The organism is Microbacterium sp. ZW CA_36 (genome assembly GCF_044987475.1).
In the GTDB taxonomy this organism is placed as follows: Bacteria; Actinomycetota; Actinomycetes; order Actinomycetales; family Microbacteriaceae; genus Microbacterium.
In genome coordinates this window covers 1-18,311 of record NZ_JBJDRL010000009.1, presented here as the reverse complement: position 1 = coordinate 18,311, position 18,311 = coordinate 1, and the positions used below count along the sequence as shown (strand labels likewise).

Sequence of the window (18,311 nt, the reverse complement as noted above, 5' to 3'; positions counted from 1 at the left end):
CCCATGGTCTGTTGCGAGGACGGATGCCGCAACTCCACGCCGATGACTAGCCTGGGCCGGTGAGCAGTGACGGCCCAGATCAGCGGCAGGCGCCGGACCGCCGCGAGGCCGACCGGGCGATCCGCGTCCTCGGCATCATCGGCGCAGGACGCGTCGGTCAGGTGCTCGCGCGCCTCGCCGTCGCTGCCGGGTACGAGGTGCTCGTCGCCGGTTCGGGCGATCCGTCTCGGATCGCCGCCACCCTCGCCGCTGCGGCTCCGGGCGCGGTCGCCGCCGCGGCGTCCGTCGTCGCACGCGACGCCGACGCGGTCGTCCTCGCGCTGCCGCTCCCCCAGCACCGCGCCCTTCCGGTCGATGGGCTGGACGGCGCCCTCGTCATCGACGCCATGAACTACTGGTGGGAGGTCGACGGGCTGCGGGCCGACTTCGGCGACCTGCGCACCTCGACCAGCGAGACCGTGCAGCGTTTTCTTCCGGCCTCACGGGTGGTCAAGGCCTTCAACCACATGGGCTACCGCGACCTCGACGAAGAGGCCCGGCCCGCCGGCACTCCTGGGCGCAAGGCGATCGCCGTCGCCGGCGACGACGCCGACGACGTGGCGCTCGTGGCCCGGCTCGTCGACGATCTCGGATTCGACCCGGTGGTCGCCGGTCCGCTCGCCGCCGGCGTCATGCTCGAGCCGGGCGCCGAGGCGTTCGGCGCCGACGTCGACGGTGCCGAACTGCGTGCGATGCTCGACCGGTTCCCCGCATCGCAGCGCGGGATCGTCGTCGCCCGCGCCCGGGCCACGGACACACAAGCGGATGCCGGCGCCTGAGGTCGCAGCATCCGTCCCGTTGCATCGTGAGGGGCCGGCACGCCGACGTCCGTCAGCGCGCGGCTCGGGTGCGGGAGCGGACGACGCCGTCGAGCGCGGTGGCGACCGCGATGGTCGCGATGTACACGACGAGGTCGCGCGCGTCGAAGACCGTCCCCAGCACGAGCATCGCGGGGGCGAACTCGGCGCCCCATGCGAGCGGCAGGCCGGTGAGCTGGAACAGCTCGACGCCGACGCACCAGAGCATCGCAATGCCGCCCACGGCGAGCGCGGGCAGCCGGGGAGCGATCAGCACGACCGCCAGGTAGGCGGCGACGGCGTACAGCGCGTCTCCGACGATATCGGTCGCGCTGCTGTCGGGCAGCGCCGCGTGGACGACCAGCCCTGCGCCGATGGTGAGGACCAGCAGCACCGCCGCGAGCACGCGCCGGCGGGTGCCCGGCCGCGCTCGCGACACCGTGGCCGCCTCGCGAGTCAAACCCATGCGCCCAGTCTCGCGCACCGGGGCCGCGCGTCTGTCCCGCGCAGCCCCGGTCCGGCTCAGCGCGCTCGCCGCTCCTCGAGGTGGAAGTCGTTCGAACGCGACCCGTCGGGGCGCGTGGTTTCCTGGTAGACGAACTGGTCGCCGCGCTCGTCGAAGGCCACGAACCACTCGTCCCAGGTGACCGCCCGCAGGTCTTCGAGGTCGTTGCCGAAGTCGAAGTCCAGACGGAGCTCTCCGACGATGCCGTCGCCTTCGGAGCCTCCGACCGTCGCCGGTGTGGCGTGACGGTCCTCTGCCCACCTGCGGATCACCTCGTGATCCGTCGTGGCGTTGTACTCGTGGGCCTCCGCCGCCGCGCCCGGCATCGCACCTGGCGTCCCGCCTGGCGTCGCACCCGTGGTCGCGTCTGTCGTCGCACCGGTCATCGCGTCGCCGGCGCCTGTCGTCTGCTCCGGGTTCCGCGCATCATCTGCATAGCCGCTCATGGCGTCCTCCTCTGCATCTGCTTCCACACTGCGGCGTGCGGCGCCGCCCGTGCAGGGGGTTGCAGACGGGGTGCGAGCGCGCTAGCCCTGCTCTCCGCCGGTCCGCGCGGCGCCGATCCGGGCGGCCATCAACGTGACGAGCTCGTAGACGACATGACTCGCCGCGATGCCGGTCAGCTGCGCATGGTCGTACGCCGGCGACACCTCGACCACGTCGGCGCCCACGATGTCGAGGTCGCTCAGGGCACGCAGCATCCGGAGCAGCTCCCGGCTCGTCATGCCGCCGGCCTCGGGCGTTCCGGTGCCGGGAGCGTGCGCAGGGTCGAGCACATCGATGTCGATCGAGATGTACAGCGGCCGGTCGCCGACGCGGCGCCGCACCCGCTCGATCGCCGCCTCGATGCCACGTTCCTCGATGTCGACGCTCGAGACGATCGAGAACCCGAGCCGCTCGTCGTCGTCGAGATCCTGCTTCGAGTACAGCGGCCCGCGCGTGCCGACATGGCAGCTCGCGGTGAGGTCGATCAGCCCCTCCTCGCTCGCGCGCCGGAAGGGTGTGCCATGCGTGATGGGCGCGCCGAAGTAGGTGTCCCACGTGTCCAGGTGCGCGTCGAAGTGCAGCACCGCGACGGGCCCGTGCTTCCGGTTCACGGCCCGCAGCAGCGGCAGGGCGATCGTGTGATCGCCGCCCACCGTGACGATGCGCTCGACCCGGGAGCCCAGGTCGAGGGCGGCCTGCTCGATCTCAGCGACCGCCGCACCGATGTCGAACGGATTCGCCGGGATATCGCCGGCGTCGACGACCTGCGCCTCGGCGAACGGCGACACGTCCTGCGCCGGGTTGTAGGGCCGCAGCAGCCGTGACGACTCGCGGACGTGCGACGGGCCGAAGCGGGCGCCGGGGCGGTAGCTGACGCCGGTGTCGAACGGGATGCCGACGATCGCGATGTCGGCGCGCGGCACGTCTTCGATGCGCGGCAGTCGCGCGAACGTCGCGATGCCGGCGTAGCGGGGGTGGACGGACGCGTCGACGGGGCCGACGGGCTCGTGGTGCTCGGTCATGACTCATCCTTCGGAGTGGGCGGCGTCGCGCTCGCGGCGCTGCGCGTCTGCGGAATGTGGACCAGCTGCACGCCGCCGGCTTCGCTCGCCGCGGCGAGCGCCGGCGCGACGTCGTCGTGGCTCTCGGCGCGTCGCCCCGTCGCGCCGAACGCGTGGGCGAGCGCGACCCAGTCGGGCTGCACGAGATCGACGCCGACCGGGCGGATGCCACGATCCACCTCGTTCTGCTTGATCTCGGCGTACCCGCCGTTGTCGACGCACACCACGGTGAGATCGAGCCGCTGCTCGACGGCGGTGGCGAGCTCGTTGACGCTGAACATGAGCGCGCCGTCGCCGACCACCGCGACGACGGGTCGCCCACCCTCGGCCGGCTGCGCCACGCGCGCGCCGATCGCCGCGGGAAGGCCGTAGCCCAGCGTGGCGTAGGTGGGCGTGTAGAGCAGCGAGTGCGGCGCCGACTGCCTCAGCACGTTCGCGAGCGCCATGTAGACAATCTGCGACGAGTCCCCCGCCACGATGGCGTCATGCGGCAGCGCCGCGGCGATCGCCTGCGCCAAGGCGACAGTTTCGGGGAGCACGCCGCAGGTCTCCTCGGCGATCGCGGCGCGTTCGTCCGCGAGGTCTCGGGGCGGCCGCGGTTCCGCAGGAAGCCCCGAGAGCAGCTCCTCGACGACTGCGGCGCAGTCCCCGACGATGCCGACCGTGGCATCGAGGTTCTTGTGCAGCTGCGCGGCCGAGATGTCGACGCGCACGACCGCTCCGCGCGCCTCGAGCCCGGGCGTCCACAGCTCGGCCTCGCCGAGCTTCGACCCCAGCACCAGGAGCACATCGGCATCTTCGGCGACGCGGCGGGCGGACTCCAGCCGCAGGTTCGATCCGAGCGAGAGGGGGTGGTGCTCGTCGACGGCCGCCTTGCCGTTGAGGGTCGTGACGACCGGCGCCCCGAGCCGCTCCGCGAGCGCGGTCACCTGCCGGCCGGCGCGGGTGGACCCGCCGCCCGCGACGATCACCGGCCGCTGAGCCGACCTCAGGAGGGCGATCGCCTCGCGCACCGCGGCAGCGTCGCCGCGCACCGGTGCCGGCACCGGGCGCGCCGCCCGTGCCGCCGCGGGGACGCCGGCAGGCGCCTCCAGGACGTCCAGCGGGATCTCGATGTGCACCGGGCGCGGGCGCCCGGTGCGGAACAGCGCGAAGGCGTCGTGCACGGCGTCGACGGCATCCGTCCCGCTCGTCACGCGCCGCGACCACTCGGCGATCGCGCCGACCATGGCTGTCGCGTCCTTCGTCTCGTGCAACGTGCCGACGTCCTGGAACTCGGCGCCGAGCGGCACGCCCGGCGAGATCACCAGCAGCGGCCGCGACTCGCAGAACGCGGTGCCGATGGCGCTCATCGCGTTCTGCAGCCCCGGACCCGACGTCGTGATCACCACGCCCGGCAGGCCTGTCTGCTGGGCCCAGCCGTCGGCGCCGTACCCCGAGCCCTGCTCGTGGCGATTGGTCACCGCGCGCAGGCCCAGGTCGGCGAGCGGCCGGTACAGCTCGAGATTGTGCGTCCCCGGGATGCCGAAGACCGCCGTCACGCCATAGGCGCGGATCGTCTCGAGCACGGCCCGGCCGGTGGTGTCGGCGTACCGCGCCGCGATCTCGTCGTATGCGTCCATGTCAGCCCCCCGCCTCAGGATGCCGCGAATCGGCGCACGCCGCCGACCCAGGTCTCGAGCACCGGGATCTCTGAGATCGCCGACGCGTCCACGGCCAGCGGGTCGCCGCCGAGCACCGCGAAGTCCGCATGCTTGCCGACCTCGAGCGAGCCGAGGTCGTCCTCGCGACCGAGCGACACCGCCCCCTCGATCGTGTGTCCGCGGAGTGCAGCCAGTGCCGAGACGCGCAGGCCGTCGGGTCCGAGCTTGTGCCCGCGGCGGGTGACGCGCGTCACGGCCGTCTGGATCGCTTCGAGCGGGATCGGCTCGGCGACGGGCGCGTCCGACGAGATCGTGAACGGCACCCCCGCCGCCTCGAACTCGCCGAGCGGGTTGAAGCGCTCACCCGGTGTGCCGATCGCCTGCTCGACTCCCTCGCCCCAGTTGAAGTAGTGCTGCGTCTGGTTCACCGGACGGATGCCGGCGGCCGCCATCCGCTGGATCTGCTCGGGTGTCGGCAGCCCGCAGTGCTCGATCCGGTGGCGTGCGTCGTCGTCGGGGCGCTCGGCGAGCGCCGCCTCGATCGCCGAGACGACCATCTCGATCGCGGTCGGGGACTGCGCGTGCGTCGCCGTCTGCAGGCCCGCCGCGTGCGCCTTGCGGATGAGCTCGGCGTACTCGGCGGGCTCGTGGTACAGCTGCCCGGTGCGGCACGGGTCGCCGACGTAGCCGTCGGGGAAGTACGCCGTCCACCCGCCGAGCGTGCCGTCGGCGTACAGCTTGATGCCCGCGAAGCTCAGGTGCGCGTTGCCGAACTGCCCGACCAGCCCCATCTCGAGCGCCTCGTCGAGCAGGTGCGACAGCAGGTACATCGACACGCGCAGGTCCAGCCGTCCGGCCTCGGCGAGCCGCAGGTACATGTCGAACTCGCGGCGCGACACCTGCGCGTCGCCGAGCGTCGTCACTCCCCCGGCCAGGAAGCGCTGCGTCGCGGCATCGAGCTGACGGAGGTGCTCCTCCGGCTCATCGGCGAGATGGAAGTTCGGACCGTGATGGCCGATCTTCACGCCGTGCACGCCGGTGAGCATGTTGCACGCGGCATCCGAGATCTCTCCGGTCAGCTCCCCGTCGGCGTCGCGGAAGATCTCGCCGCCATCGGGGTTCGCGGTGTCGCGATCGATGCCGTTCTGCGCGAACGTGTACGAGTTCACGACCCCGCCGTGCCCCGACGCGTTCATGAGGTAGACCTCGCGATCGCTCGCGACCTCGTCGAGCTCGAACCGGGTGGGATGCCGCTGCTCCGCCAGATTGCGGTGCTCGTAGCCGTACCCGCGGACCGGCCGTCCCTCGGGCAGGTCTGCCGCGGCGGCCTGCAGCAGCGCCACGATCTCGGGGATGCTGCCCGCCTTCTCTGGTCCGCAGTCGACCCACGTCATGAGCTGCCCGTACATGAGCGGGTGCGCGTGCGCGTCGACGAACCCCGGTACGACCACCGCGTCGCCGAGGTCGACGACCTCGGGTTCGAGGCCGGCGGCGACTGCGGCCTCGCGGCACTGTGCCGCCGTGCCGATCGCGACGATCCGGCCGTGATCGGTGAGCATCGCCGTGGCGGTGCGGTCGAGCGCGTCGACGGTGTGGATCGCGGCGGCCGTCAGCAGGCGCGGGGTCTGCTGCGCGGGGCGGTCGAAGGGGGCGAGCTTTCGCATGTCTACCTCAGTGGTGGGTCGTGCCGGGGCGGGGCCGCGTCGGGCTCAGGAGGTGCGGGCCGTCGTGGTGTCGGTGCGCGGCGTGAAGGAGTCCGTCACGGGCGCCTCGTCGGAGTGCTGCGGCGCGAGCCACGTGCAGATGCCGGCGAGCACGGCCATGCCGGTGAACATCGCGATGACCGACCAGATGCTCCCCGTCCATGCGATGAGCTGCGTCGCGAACCAGGGCGAGAATCCGGCCCAGATCGCCGCACCGACGCCGTACGACAGCGCGATCGACGTGTAACGCGCCTGCGGGCGGAACATCTGCGCGAGGATCGCGGCGATCGGCGCGTAGGTGGCGCTCATGGCGATGCGCACGAGCGACGCCATCAGGAAGATCACCGGCTCGACCTTGCCCGGCAGCACCAGCATGAAGGGCACGAACGTGAGCACCGAGGTCACCAGGCCGATGTACATGACGTTCTTGCGCCCCCACTTGTCGCCGAGCCAGGCGACGGGGAGCGTCACGACGAACTCGATGAACGACGCGATCGTCATGGCGTCGAGGATCAGCTGCGGGCTCATGCTGATCGGCTCGCCGGTGGCGTAGGCGGTCGCGAACGTCGTCGCGAGGTAGTAGCCGCCGGTCGAGATCGGCAGCACGCCGATGCCGAGGAGGATCGGCTTCCAGTTGACGCGCAGCGCGAAGGCGAGCGGCATGCTCTGCTTGCGGCCCTCGATCTTCTGCTCGAACACCGGCGATTCCTCGACGCGGTAGCGCACCCAGAAGCCGACGGCGATGAGCACGATCGACAGGAGGAACGGGATGCGCCAGCCGCCGTTCATGATGAAGTCGTCGCCGAAGCGCGACATGATCGCGAAGATGCCCGAGGCCAGCAGCGCGCCGGCGGGGTTGCCCAGCTGCGTGAAGCCGCCGTAGAAGGTCTTCTTGCCGGCCGGTGCGTGCTCGACGCTCATCAGCACCGCGCCGCCCCACTCGCCGCCGACGGCGAGGCCCTGCATCGCCCGCAGGAGGATGAGCAGGATCGGCGCGACGATGCCGATCGTCTCGTAGGTCGGAAGGCATCCCACGAGCACGGTCGAGATGCCCATCAGCAGCAGCGTGATCACGAGCGACACGCGCCGCCCGAGCTTGTCGCCGATGTGCCCGAAGATGATGCCGCCGAGGGGTCGGACGAGGAACGCCACGGCGAACGTCGCGAACGCCGCCGCCGTCTCGGCGAGAGGGTCACCACTGGGGAAGAACAGCGGTCCGAAGACGAGCGCGGCGGCGGTCGCGTAGACGTAGAAGTCGTACCACTCGATGGTGGTGCCGACGAACGCGGCGATTCCTGCGCGCCGCGCCCTGCTGCTGGTCGTAGTCATGGCCGCTCCTTTGCGGATGTGTCGGGATGGATTGGATGGTAGGGACGAACGGATGCCGGTGGCAAGGGCAGAACTCCAGCACTGAGCGCTTCGGACTGGCGTTCTGAGGGCTCTAACACGCAGATCAACACGCCCCGTCCGGTGAGTTCCGCCCTAGACTCGACTTCTGCGACTCACTGCGCGCGATCTCGGGAAAATCGACGAATCGAGGATCGGTATGGATTTCGACGCCGAGCTCATCCGCGAGCTGCAGGTCGACGGCCGCGCCAGCATCCACTCCCTGGCCGGCCGGCTCGGCCAGTCACGGGCTGCGGTCTCGACGCGCCTGAACGCGATGCTGGCCGACGGCACCGTGCGGGTCGTCGCCGCCGTCGATCCGGTGTTCCTCGGCCAGCACGTGCTCGCACACGTCTCCATCCGCACCCGCGGCGGCGTCGAGCCCGTCGCGCTGCACCTGCGCGGACTCGGCGAGACGGTGCTCGTGTCGGCGGTCGGGGGCGCCCACGACCTCGTGACCGAGGTGCGGCTCGGATCGATGCCCGCCCTGCACGACCTGCTCGCGCAGATCCGGGCTCTGCCGGGAGTGGCCGACATCAACACCCTCATCTACACCGACGTGGTCAAGGGGTTCTTCGTCTCGGAGTACCACGGTGACGTCACCATCGACGCCATCGACACCGCGCTCATCGAGCAGCTGCAGCGCGATGGCCGCAAGAGCTACCGGGCGCTCGGCGAGGCCGTGCGCCTGTCCCCCTCGGCCGTGACGACGCGGGTGCAGCGGCTCGTCGACGGCGGAGTGATCAAGATCAGCGCCGTGGAGGCCCGCGGACTCGCGCACCGGCAGCTCTCGATGGGCGTCGGCCTCAACCTCGCGGGGTCCGACGACCGCGTGACGGAAGCGCTCCGCACCTGGCGCGGCGTGGACTTCGCCGCGCGCACGCTCGGCCGCTTCGACGTCGTCACGACGCTGGTCGAGCCCTCCGCCGGCGCCCTGTACGCGAGCCTCGAGCGCATCCGGGCGATCCCCGGCGTCGCGAACGTCGAGGCCTGGTTCCACCTCGCCGTCCTCAAGGAGGACTACGCCCGGACGCTGCGTCCCGCCGGCGGCGGCATCCCGCAGCCGGTCGGCTCGACGGGCGGCTGACCGGATCAGCCCCCGGCGAGCGCCGCGATCAGGGCATCCTCCGCCGTCGCGCGTGGGATCCGCGTCGTCTCCGCGCCGAGACTGCCGAAGGTCGCCGGATCCCAGTCGAGTCCGAGAGCCTCGTTCACGGCGACGAGCACCTCGGTGAACCGCTCGACGCCGTCGAGCGGCAGCATCCCGCTGAGCAGCCGCGCGCCGCGCACCGCCCGCTGCGACGTGCCGATCAGCTTGACAGCGCCCCGCGCGTTGATGCTGAACTCGCCCGGGCAGTACTCCCCCGGCACGTCGCCGACCCGCGCGTCGACGCCGAGCCCGCGCATCGCTGCGGCGAGCGCATCGCCGATCTCCGTGAAGAACCGCGTCTGGTCGATGGCGCCGTCCTCCTCGCGGTGGATCACGTCGAACACGATGCACGTCTCGTCGTAGGCGACCGCGCGGCCGCCGGTGGGACGGATGACCGGCGCGAAGCCGTGCGCGATCGACGCGCGGCTCGCCGTGGCGAACCCGGGCAGGCGGCTCTCGCGGCGGCTCATCGCGACCGTCGGCGCGGGCGCGTACAGCCGCACCACGCGATCGTGCGCGATCACGCCCATGGCCACGGCCCGCAGGAGCTCGACGGATCGCTCGAGGTCGGCCTCGGCACCCGCTCGCTCCTCCTGGCGGATGACGAGCGCCGGGCCGTGCGACGGGAGCAGTGCAGGCGATGCCACGGGCACCACACTCTCACGACCTCGAGACGGTGGCGTCAGCGCGGTCCCCATTGCGCCGGCGGCCCCGCGCTCGGTCGCCGCGGCGTGTAGGTCTGCCACGCCCCCCTGAAGCGATACCCGCCGTACCAGGCGGTGGCGGCGACGATCGCCAGCCCCACGACGACGCCGATGGTCACCGCTCCGCCCGTGGGCATGCCCAGCGCGGCGCACAGACCGCCGGCGAACATCCCTCCCACCGACCCCGTGACCAGTCCGCTCATGATCAGCGAGGAGCCGAGCACCTGCTCGAATCCGCCGCGATGCCGCAGGAACGAATAGGTGGCGGCCATTCCGACGAAGTCGTCGTGGGTGGAGGCGAGAAAGTACTCGGCCGCCGTCGGGTCGACATCGGCGTAGCCGCCGCGGATCCGGTTCATCGCGAGGACGTACATCATGTCCTCCTCCGAGACCGTGAGGACGCGGATCAGCGTGAGCAGACCGACCAGCATCAGGAACCCGAGGATCGCCAGCGCGGCGACCGGGAACCAGGATCCGAACTGCGTCGCCTGCCCGAGCAGGCCGATGGTGACAAGGCCCGCCGAGACGAGCGTGAGGTAGATGCTGATGCGGGTGAGCACCTCGTTCTGCGCTGTGCTGCGCGCGGCGAGCAGGCCCCAGTGCTCGGTCGCGAGGATCTGCAGTCGCCGGGCGAGCGCCGCGTCGCTGCGGGCATCGCCGGTGTCTTCGCGATGCTCGGCCCCAGGCGTCATGGTTCATCGTCCCACTCGGCCTCGACGAGGGGTAGATCGGTGAGGATCGCTCACTCGGGGTCATTGCCCGAGTCGCGACCGAGCCGGAACGGCGTCGTGATGCCGGTGTACGCCAGATGCGTCATCAGACCCTCCGACGCGTGAGGCAGGTTGTGGCAATGGTCCATCCAGATGCCGGGATTGTCGGCGATGAACGCCACCTCGTACGACTCGCCGTGCTCGACATCCAGAGAATCCACCCACCACGGGCTGCCCGTCGACGGCTGCCCATCCCTCGACAGCACCAGCAGATGGTGGCCGTGCAGATGCATCGGATGCACCTCGCCGCTGTTGTTCGCGATGCGCATCACGACGATGTCGCCCTCGTCGACCATGTACATCGGGACGGCGGGCAGGATGCCGCCGTTGATCGTCCACCAGTACCCCGGCAGGCCGTCGAGGAACCCCGGCAGTCGTCCGATGTCGTACGTGAAGGTGCGGTCGGCGTCGGCCGGGTCGATGCCCGCGTCGGCGGGCTCGCCGTACGCGAGGACGTCGACCGGCTCGCGCGGCGCCGACGAGGTGTCGGCCTGCGCCCCGTCGGGTCCGACGAGCAGCGACGCGCCCGGCACCTGCACGCGCACCGCACCCTCGACGGGCACGCGCACTTCGAGGTCGGCGCGCGCACCGGCGGTGAGCTCGACCGCACGCCCCTCCACCTCGCCGGGACCGTGGAGATCCTGCCCGTCGATCGCGAGCACCCGGAAGGCCGAGCCGGTCACCCACGCCGATGTCGGCGTGCTGTCGGTGTTGATCAGCCGCACGCGCACGGTCGCTCCGGGCTCCGCCCGGTGGTGCCCGTCGCCGGTCGCGCCGTTGAGGGTGCGCTGCCCGCCCGGATACGTGTGGATCGCCGCGACCACGTCGGCTGCGGCATCCATCGTCCCCGCTGCGGGCTCGAGGATCACGGCGCCGAACAGACCGCCGACCACCTGCGGGTGGGAGACCTGGTGCGAGTGGTACCAGAACGTGCCCGACTGCTCGGCGACGAACCGATAGGTGAAGCTCTCACCAGCGCGCACGGCGTCCTGCGTGACGCCGGCGACGCCGTCCATCGCGGCCGGCACGTCGACGCCGTGCCAGTGCAGCGTGACGCCGTCCGGCACGTCGTCGTTGCGCAGCACGACCTCGACCAGCTGCCCCTCCGTCGCACGGATGGCCGGACCCGGTGACTCGCCGTTGAGGGTGAAGCCGTCGAACGGCTCACCACCGTCGGGCGTGATGCGTTCGGCGCGCGCGACCAGCTCGACACGGACATCCGCCGGCCGCTCCGGATCGGCGACGAGGTCTGTCACGCTCATCGCGGCCGGGTCGTTCGCGGTCCCGGTGACGGCCGCGGGCGCGGCACCGGCCGCGGCGTCGTCGGCGGTGCGGCCGCTGTGCGCTCCCGCGTGCAGCGCGGCCGAGCCGGGTCCGCCGCCGTAGTCCGGCACGCCCATATCCATCGCGGAGTACGTCCCCGGCAGGATGCTGGCCCACCATGCCCAGCCGACGCCGGCGAGCGCGATCGCCGCGACCACCACGGCGAGCCGGCGGGCGAACCACGCCCACCGGCTCGGCGCAGGGTCAGTCCTAGACGGTGGCACCGGCTGTGGTGGTGGTCGCCGCCTGAGCAGCCGACACCCGGTTCTTCGACGCGCGCAGCCCCGCGATCAGGGCGGCGGCGAACAGCAGCAGCGCGTTCATGCCGTGCAGGAATCCGAGGAACGGGATGCCATGGCCGAGCAGGCCGAGCGTCACCTGCAGAACGACGAGCACGAGCACGCCGACCGCGAACGCGACGCCGCGCGGAACCTTGGCGAAGAACGAGACGATCAGCAGGACGAGCGCGAGGAGCGGGATGACGAACATGCCGTTCATGCCGTGGATCATGAAGCCCATGACCTCCGGGAACGGCGGCGGGCCCTCCTGGGCCGACGCGTCGACCACTCCGCCTTCGGCGATGTAGAGGCCGAGCCCGGCGGACGCCCACGCGTGGGACGCCGCCTGCAGCGCGACGAGCGCGCAGATGGTGAACGAGATGATGCGGTATGCGAGGCGCATGATTTCCCCCAGGGTGTTGATGCGATGACACTCCAGAGCACGCCGACGGCACGGTGATACATCGGCACCCCTGCGATAGCGTCGGAGCGCGCGGTGCTGCGCGCGCAGGAGGACGGTGCACATGGATCACTTCGACACGATCGTCGTCGGCGCGGGGGTCGCGGGGCTCACCGCGGCCCGGCTGCTCGTCGAGGCCGGGCGCGATGTCGTCGTGCTCGAGGCGCGCGACCGCGTCGGCGGCCGGGTGTCGACCGACCGCCGCTTCGGGCTCGTCACCGACATGGGTGCGTCCTGGATCCACGGGATCACCGGCTCGCCGGTCGCCGCCGCGGCCGAGGCGTTCGGCATGCGCACCGTCGAGTTCACCGTCGGCGGCTACCAGCCCGACAGTCGTCCGATCGCGTACTACGGACCCGACGGCGTTCGATTGACGGATGCCGCCGCGCAGGCGTTCGTCGACGACATCCACGCGCTCGACGCCGCCCTGCTCGACGTGGTCGCGGCATCCGCCCCCGACGCCTCCTACCGCGACGTCACCGAGACCGCTCTCGCCGCGCAGGGCTGGGACGCCGAACGCGCCGAGCGCGTGCGCGAGTACCTGGAGCACCGCTCCGAGGAGCAGTACGGCGCCTGGATCGAGGACCTCGCCGCCCACGGCCTGGACGACGACTCGATCGACGGCGACGAGGTCGTGTTCCCCGACGGGTACGACCGCCTCCCGCGGCGACTGGCCGAGGGCATCGACATCCGCCTCATCCACGTCGTCTCCCGCGTGCAGTGGTCGGCGGAGGGGGTCGTCGTGACCACCGACCACGGAGCCTTCTCGGCCGACACCGCCGTCGTCACCGTGCCGGTCGGCGTGCTGCAGTCCGATGACTTCGTCATCGAGCGTGCGCTCCCCGAGCCGGTCGCCGGCGCGCTGAGCCGGCTGCGCATGAACGCCTTCGAGAAGGTCTTCCTGCGTTTTCCCACCCGGTTCTGGGACGACGGCGTCTACGCGATCCGGCAGCAGGGGCCCGAGAGCCGGTGGTGGCACTCGTGGTACGACCTGACCGCGCTGCACGACACCCCGACGCTGCTGACGTTCGCCGCGGGACCTGCGGCCGTCGAGACGCGCGACTGGACCGAGGAGGAGATCGTCGAGTCGATCCTCGTGCAGCTGCGGCGTCTCTACGGCGACCGCGTCGAGAACCCGACATCCGTGCACGTCACCGACTGGCAGGACGACCCGTGGTCGCACGGGTCCTACGCCTACATGACCGTGGGCTCGACGACCTCCGACCACGACGATCTCGCGACGCCGGTCGGCGGCGTCCTGCATCTCGCCGGCGAGGCGACCTGGACCGATGACCCGGCCACCGTGACCGCGGCGCTGGCCTCCGGCCACCGCGCGGCGGCCGCCGTCCTCGGCCACGACATCCCGATCGACACCGCCTGGACCTGAGCGTTCGCCGTCACTTTCGCTTTCTCGCGACGTTCAGGGCAGGCTTGGGCAGATGCAGCGCACGGTCACCAGCACCATCGTCCTCGACATCACCGAGCCCGCCGACCTGGTCTTCTCGATCGCGGCGGCCGGCGTCTACGAGCTGAGCAGGGAGCGCGTCACCGCGACTCTGGACGGCGCACCCGTCTCCATCACCGAGCTGACCGACGTCCACTCCACGCGGCTGCATCGGGTGGAGAGCGGCATCGGCGAGATGGTGATGAGCTACGACGCGACCATCGAGGGGGCGGCGACGCCGACGGCCCGCGACGACGTGGAGCTCCTCACCTACCTGCGCCCCAGCAGGTACTCCGAGTCGGACGCGCTCGCCGAGACCTCTGCCGCCGAGTTCCGCGGCATCCGGGGCGCCGCCGAGCTTCTGACGGCGGTGTCCTCGTGGGTCGGCACGCGCCTGAGCTATGTGCCGGGCTCCTCCCTTCCGACCGACGGCGCGGTGCGGACGCTGCTCGCGCGACGAGGCGTCTGCCGCGACTACTCCCACCTGTGCGTCGCGCTGCTGCGCGCACAGGGGGTGCCGGCACGGTCGGTCGCGGTATACGCGCCCGGGCTCGACCCGATGGACTTCCACGCGGTCGCCGAGGCGTGGGTGGACGGTGCGTGGCGGGCGGTCGATGCGACGACGCTTGCGCCGCGCTCGACCCTCGTGAGGATCGCGACCGGCAGGGATGCCGCCGACACCGCGTTCCTCAACGTCATCTCGGGCCGGGCCGACCTCGTGAGCACATCGGTCGCCGCCGTCGCCGACGAACTGCCCGACGACGACCTCGACCAGCTGGCCAGCGTGCTCTGACCACGCCCGGACGGAAGCCGGAAACGACGAAGCCCTGATGAGGAGCGAATCCTCATCAGGGCTATCTGTCGGGATGACAGGATTTGAACCTGCGACCCCTTGACCCCCAGTCAAGTGCGCTACCAAGCTGCGCCACATCCCGATGCCCCCGCTTGCGCGCGGACAACTCCCCCATCCTACCCGCTCTGCGGACACCCCGCGAACCGGCGTGCGCCCGGGCGTGGCATCCGTCCGTCCGTTGCCGGTGTCGGCGGGACGGACTACCGTCACGGGATGACCACGATCACCATCGAGCCGGCCACCGCAGATCGCTTCGACGACGCGCAGCACGCGCTGAGCGGCGGCGGCGACGGGTACGGCTGCCAGTGCCAGTGGTGGATGATGCCGAACAGCGAGTGGCAGAAGACGTCGCGGCCGGAGCGCGAGGGGCGGCTGCGCGACGAGATCGACGCCGGGCCGCCACCGGCCCTCATCGCCTACGTCGACGGCGAGGCCGCGGGCTGGGTGCGGGTCGGTCCCCGCACGCGCCAGGTGCGCATCGGCCGCACACGCAATTTCACCGCACACTCCGAAGAGCCGTGGGATGACGACTCGGTGTGGACGGTGAGCTGCTTCGTGGTCCGCAAAGACCACCGCAAGCAGGGCCTCAATGCGCGCCTCCTCGACGCGGCGATCGACTACGCCCGCACCGGCGGAGCACGCGTCATCGAGGCCTACCCACTGGATCCCGGCGCAGGCAAGAAGATCCCGGTCAACGACCTGTACCACGGCGTGCTGTCCACGTTCGAGGAGGCCGGCTTCCGCGAGGTCGCCCGACCGCAGCCCCACCTCGCGATCGTCTCCCTCGAACTCGCGAGCTGACGGCGGCTCGCGGCATCCGGCGCGGTCAGCCGGCGGCGACGCGTTCCCGGCGGATGCGATCCACCTCGAGCACGACGACCACTCCGGCGAGAAGAACCGCCGCCACGACGTACTCCGACGACGGCAGCAGGCCGCTCAGCCCGATCAGCACCGCCCCGGTGAGGACGGCCGCGGAGGCCCAGCGCGACAGCGCGCCGCGCAGCAGCACGAGCCACGACGCCGCCACCACGATCGCGATCGGCAGCGTCAGGGCGAGGCCCGCGATCTCGGGCGACACCTCGGTGTGGCCGGTGATCTCGTCGATCTCGACCTCGACACCCGCCGACACGGCGCCCACCGCCGCGAAGATCACGTAATGGAGGTACCCGAACCGGAACCCGGACCGCATGCTGTCGAGCCGGCTCTGCTGCTCGCGGGCGAAGTAGACCCACCAGATGCCGGCCGTCACCACGATCCCCGAGATCGCGAGCGTCACGAGCTCCGACACATGCTCGCCCTCGCCGAGCGCATCGAAGATCGCGTTGGCCGATGCCAGCAGGCTCTCGCCGAGCAGCAGCAGCGTGAAGAGCCCGTAGCGCTCGGCGATGTGATGCGGGTGCCAGCGCGTGCGGCCGGCGGACTCGCCCCACACCGGCAGCAGCAGCTCGAGCAATACCAGCACGAAGAAGGTCCAGAACTGCCACTCCGGGTCGAGCAGGTAGATGCGCGCAACCCACAGCACCTGCACCACCGTCACACCGAGAGCCATCCGCAGCGCCGTGCGGCGGGACTGCGGATCGGATGCCGCAGCCCGCAGCCACTGCACCACCATCGCCAGTCGCATGATGACGTAGCCCCATGTCACCACGACGTAGTCGAACTCGACCATCGCGTCGTGCACGCCGGCCGCAAGCACCAGCACGCCGCCCATCTGCACGATCGTCAGCACGCGGTACAGCCAGTCGTCGGTGTCGAACGCGGACGAGAACCACGTGAAGTTCATCCACGCCCACCAGATCGCGAAGAACACCATCAGGTACGAGAGCACGCCCTGACCGACATGATCCTCACTGATGAGGTGATGCAGGTTCTGCGACGCCTGCGACACGGCGACGACGAACACGAGGTCGAACAGCAGCTCGAGCGGCGTCGACGCGCGGTGCGCCGCCCCGGTGTCGCGGGCGGACATGCGAACGAGCCCCATCCGGGCCAGCACATCGGTCATGCGACGATTATGGTTGCCCTGCGCGTCGAGGAGGATCATGCGTCGGCTGTGGATCGGGTTCGTGCCCTACATCGCGGTGTCGATCGTGCATGTGGCGGCGCTCGCGGTCGGCTCGACCGCGGTCGCACCGCCGACCAAGCTCGCACTCATGCCGCTCCTCGCCCTCGCGGTCGTCTGGGGCGCGCGCGGATCCGGCTGGACGCGCGCCCACACCCTGTTCGTGGTCGCGATCGGGCTCTCGTGGCTGGGCGACGGCGCGGGCACGTTCGTGCCGTGGCTGCCGACCGTGCCGATGATGCTGCTCTTCTTCGGACTCGCCCACCTCTGCTACATCTGGCTGTTCTGGCGGATGCTCGCGGTCCGGCGCGTGCCGCCGTGGGCGGCCGTCTACGCCGTCTGGTGGCTCGCGCTCCTCGCGGTGCTGTGGCCGCATCTCGGCGGCCTCGCCGTCGCCGTCGCGCTCTACGGGCTCGTGCTGGGCGGCACGGCGGTCGCGGCATCCCGGTGCCACCCGCTCATCGTGTGGGGAGGCGTGTTCTTCCTCGCGTCCGACTCGGTGCTCGCGTTCCGGCTGTTCCTTCCCGACGCGATGCCGGACTGGACGAGCCCCCTCGTCATGCTCACGTACTGCGTCGGCCAGAGCCTCATCGCCGCAGGCGTGCTCGTCGGCGTCCGCGCGCGGCGCCCGGCGGAGGAACCGGCGGTGACGAGATGACGGATGCCTCGACCGCCGGCAAAGCAGTGCGCGTGGACGCCTGGCTCTGGGCGGTGCGCATCTACAAGACCCGCTCGGCCGCGACCACCGCCTGCCGAGCCGGACACGTGCGCGTCGGCGGCGAGCGCGCGAAGGCGGCCCAGCCGGTGCGGATCGGCGACGAGATCCGCGTGCGCATCGACGGGTTCGACCGGATGCTCGTCGTGAAGCAGCCGATCTCCAAGCGGGTCGGCGCCCCGCTGGTCCCCACCGCGATGGAGGACCGCACCCCGCCACGCGATCCCACGCCGATCATGGCGCAGCGCGACCGCGGCGCGGGGCGCCCGACCAAGCGCGAGCGCCGGGAGATCGATCGCCTTCGGGGACGCGAGTGACCGGCTCCAGACCCTCCGTGACGGCGGGCACCGGCACGCGGCTCGGCGCCTCCCTCCTCGCTGCGACGCGGCGCTGCACGAGGCACAGCACCAGCATGATGGCGCACGAGACGAGGTAGAACGTGTGCAGCGCCCAGATCGGGCCGAGCGGCAGGCTGAACACGTAGAGCGAGTAGACGACGTTCGCGACGTTGATCATCGCGATGCTCGCCAGGCTGTACGACGAGACGTCGCCGGTGCGCAGGGCCTTGCGGAGCATGGGCAGGTTGCTGACCGCGAAGACGACGGTCGATACCGTGCCTGCGATCAGCGGGATGTCCATATCGCCACGGTAGGTGCACCCGCCCGCGCGCCGCGTCGGGCGAAGAGCCCATGTTCTGTGGGCGCCGCGCATGGGTCATTGTGTGTAGACGCCCTCCACGCGCGACCGGTCAGACCAGCCCGTTCTCGTACGCGTAGGCGGTCGCCGCGGCTCGGGTCGAGATGCCGAGCTTGCCGAAGATGTTGGCGAGGTGCCGCGCGACGGTCTTCTCGCTCAGGGACAGCTTTGCGCCGATGCCCCGGTTCGTGAGGCCCGTCGACACCAGCCGCAGCACCTCGAGCTCGCGCGCGGTG

20 protein-coding genes and 1 tRNA gene are annotated in these 18,311 nt (G+C 71.3%); 7 read left to right on the top strand and 14 right to left on the bottom strand.

The window, feature by feature from the left end; all coding sequences use genetic code 11:
• Positions 1-59: 59 nt before the first annotated feature.
• On the top strand, positions 60-818 hold the full coding sequence (locus ACI3KX_RS06295; protein ID WP_404908771.1) for an NADPH-dependent F420 reductase: 759 nt from the start codon (positions 60-62) through the stop codon (positions 816-818).
• A 52-nt stretch (positions 819-870) separates the two neighbouring features.
• Here ACI3KX_RS06295 and ACI3KX_RS06290 read toward each other — a convergent pair whose 3' ends face one another.
• The 6 genes from ACI3KX_RS06290 to ACI3KX_RS06265 form a co-directional block, all read right to left on the bottom strand.
• The gene (locus ACI3KX_RS06290) at positions 871-1,302 is read right to left on the bottom strand and encodes a DUF2809 domain-containing protein (RefSeq protein WP_404908768.1); all 432 of its coding nucleotides are present in this window, start codon (positions 1,300-1,302) and stop codon (positions 871-873) included.
• Positions 1,303-1,358: 56 nt separating this feature from the next.
• Positions 1,359-1,787 carry a hypothetical protein gene (locus ACI3KX_RS06285; protein ID WP_404908765.1) on the bottom strand — a complete coding sequence of 143 codons (429 nt, stop codon included), beginning with the start codon at positions 1,785-1,787 and terminating at the stop codon, positions 1,359-1,361.
• Positions 1,788-1,868: 81 nt separating this feature from the next.
• Positions 1,869-2,849, bottom strand: a complete 981-nt coding sequence (speB, locus tag ACI3KX_RS06280; RefSeq protein ID WP_404908762.1) for an agmatinase — start codon at positions 2,847-2,849, stop codon at positions 1,869-1,871.
• Positions 2,846-4,510: a thiamine pyrophosphate-binding protein gene (locus ACI3KX_RS06275; RefSeq protein WP_404908759.1), complete on the bottom strand. Its 1,665-nt coding sequence runs from the start codon at positions 4,508-4,510 to the stop codon at positions 2,846-2,848. The genes speB and ACI3KX_RS06275 overlap by 4 nt, the downstream gene beginning before the upstream one ends.
• A gap of 14 nt (positions 4,511-4,524) precedes the next feature.
• Complete coding sequence (locus ACI3KX_RS06270) at positions 4,525-6,195, bottom strand: amidohydrolase (RefSeq protein WP_404908756.1); 1,671 nt, start codon at positions 6,193-6,195, stop codon at positions 4,525-4,527.
• A 45-nt stretch (positions 6,196-6,240) separates the two neighbouring features.
• Positions 6,241-7,563 (bottom strand): MFS transporter, encoded by a 1,323-nt coding sequence (locus ACI3KX_RS06265; RefSeq protein WP_349427802.1) that lies wholly within the window; start codon positions 7,561-7,563, stop codon positions 6,241-6,243.
• A 217-nt stretch (positions 7,564-7,780) separates the two neighbouring features.
• Between ACI3KX_RS06265 and ACI3KX_RS06260 the strand changes: the two genes are divergently transcribed.
• Positions 7,781-8,707, top strand: a complete 927-nt coding sequence (locus ACI3KX_RS06260) for an Lrp/AsnC family transcriptional regulator (protein WP_404908752.1) — start codon at positions 7,781-7,783, stop codon at positions 8,705-8,707.
• Positions 8,708-8,712: 5 nt separating this feature from the next.
• Here ACI3KX_RS06260 and ACI3KX_RS06255 read toward each other — a convergent pair whose 3' ends face one another.
• The 4 genes from ACI3KX_RS06255 to ACI3KX_RS06240 are packed head-to-tail and all read right to left on the bottom strand — an operon-like array spanning position 8,713 to position 12,248.
• On the bottom strand, positions 8,713-9,417 hold the full coding sequence (locus ACI3KX_RS06255; RefSeq protein WP_404908749.1) for a biotin/lipoate A/B protein ligase family protein: 705 nt from the start codon (positions 9,415-9,417) through the stop codon (positions 8,713-8,715).
• Between the two features lie 35 nt (positions 9,418-9,452).
• Positions 9,453-10,166: a hypothetical protein gene (locus ACI3KX_RS06250; RefSeq protein WP_404908746.1), complete on the bottom strand. Its 714-nt coding sequence runs from the start codon at positions 10,164-10,166 to the stop codon at positions 9,453-9,455.
• A gap of 50 nt (positions 10,167-10,216) precedes the next feature.
• On the bottom strand, positions 10,217-11,725 hold the full coding sequence (locus ACI3KX_RS06245) for a multicopper oxidase family protein (RefSeq protein ID WP_404908743.1): 1,509 nt from the start codon (positions 11,723-11,725) through the stop codon (positions 10,217-10,219).
• A 52-nt stretch (positions 11,726-11,777) separates the two neighbouring features.
• Positions 11,778-12,248, bottom strand: coding sequence for a hypothetical protein (locus tag ACI3KX_RS06240; RefSeq protein ID WP_363357597.1), 471 nt, complete (start codon positions 12,246-12,248; stop codon positions 11,778-11,780).
• Between the two features lie 121 nt (positions 12,249-12,369).
• Here ACI3KX_RS06240 and ACI3KX_RS06235 point away from each other — a divergent pair, with 121 nt between their 5' ends.
• Positions 12,370-13,692, top strand: coding sequence for a flavin monoamine oxidase family protein (locus ACI3KX_RS06235; RefSeq protein WP_404908740.1), 1,323 nt, complete (start codon positions 12,370-12,372; stop codon positions 13,690-13,692).
• Between the two features lie 52 nt (positions 13,693-13,744).
• On the top strand, positions 13,745-14,542 hold the full coding sequence (locus ACI3KX_RS06230; protein ID WP_404908737.1) for a transglutaminase family protein: 798 nt from the start codon (positions 13,745-13,747) through the stop codon (positions 14,540-14,542).
• A 68-nt stretch (positions 14,543-14,610) separates the two neighbouring features.
• Here the strand turns inward: ACI3KX_RS06230 and ACI3KX_RS06225 are convergent.
• Positions 14,611-14,684: transfer RNA gene (locus ACI3KX_RS06225), tRNA-Pro, on the bottom strand.
• Positions 14,685-14,815: 131 nt separating this feature from the next.
• On the opposite strand from ACI3KX_RS06225, the gene ACI3KX_RS06220 reads away from it, so the two are divergent.
• Positions 14,816-15,403 (top strand): GNAT family N-acetyltransferase, encoded by a 588-nt coding sequence (locus tag ACI3KX_RS06220; RefSeq protein ID WP_404908734.1) that lies wholly within the window; start codon positions 14,816-14,818, stop codon positions 15,401-15,403.
• A 25-nt stretch (positions 15,404-15,428) separates the two neighbouring features.
• Here the strand turns inward: ACI3KX_RS06220 and ACI3KX_RS06215 are convergent, their stop codons facing one another.
• The gene (locus ACI3KX_RS06215) at positions 15,429-16,607 is read right to left on the bottom strand and encodes a low temperature requirement protein A (RefSeq protein WP_404908731.1); all 1,179 of its coding nucleotides are present in this window, start codon (positions 16,605-16,607) and stop codon (positions 15,429-15,431) included.
• 37 nt (positions 16,608-16,644) lie between these two features.
• Here ACI3KX_RS06215 and ACI3KX_RS06210 point away from each other — a divergent pair, with 37 nt between their 5' ends.
• Together ACI3KX_RS06210 and ACI3KX_RS06205 are read left to right on the top strand one after the other, a co-directional pair.
• Positions 16,645-17,322 carry a lysoplasmalogenase gene (locus tag ACI3KX_RS06210; protein ID WP_404908728.1) on the top strand — a complete coding sequence of 226 codons (678 nt, stop codon included), beginning with the start codon at positions 16,645-16,647 and terminating at the stop codon, positions 17,320-17,322.
• Positions 17,319-17,696: a S4 domain-containing protein gene (locus ACI3KX_RS06205; protein WP_349427848.1), complete on the top strand. Its 378-nt coding sequence runs from the start codon at positions 17,319-17,321 to the stop codon at positions 17,694-17,696. Before ACI3KX_RS06210 ends, ACI3KX_RS06205 begins: the two co-directional genes overlap by 4 nt.
• Here the strand turns inward: ACI3KX_RS06205 and ACI3KX_RS06200 are convergent.
• Complete coding sequence (locus ACI3KX_RS06200; RefSeq protein ID WP_404908724.1) at positions 17,614-18,018, bottom strand: hypothetical protein; 405 nt, start codon at positions 18,016-18,018, stop codon at positions 17,614-17,616. The two genes, ACI3KX_RS06205 and ACI3KX_RS06200, sit on opposite strands and share 83 nt — an antisense overlap.
• A 109-nt stretch (positions 18,019-18,127) precedes the next feature.
• A partial coding sequence (locus ACI3KX_RS06195) for a response regulator transcription factor (RefSeq protein WP_404908721.1) occupies positions 18,128-18,311 on the bottom strand: 184 nt, incomplete at its 5' end.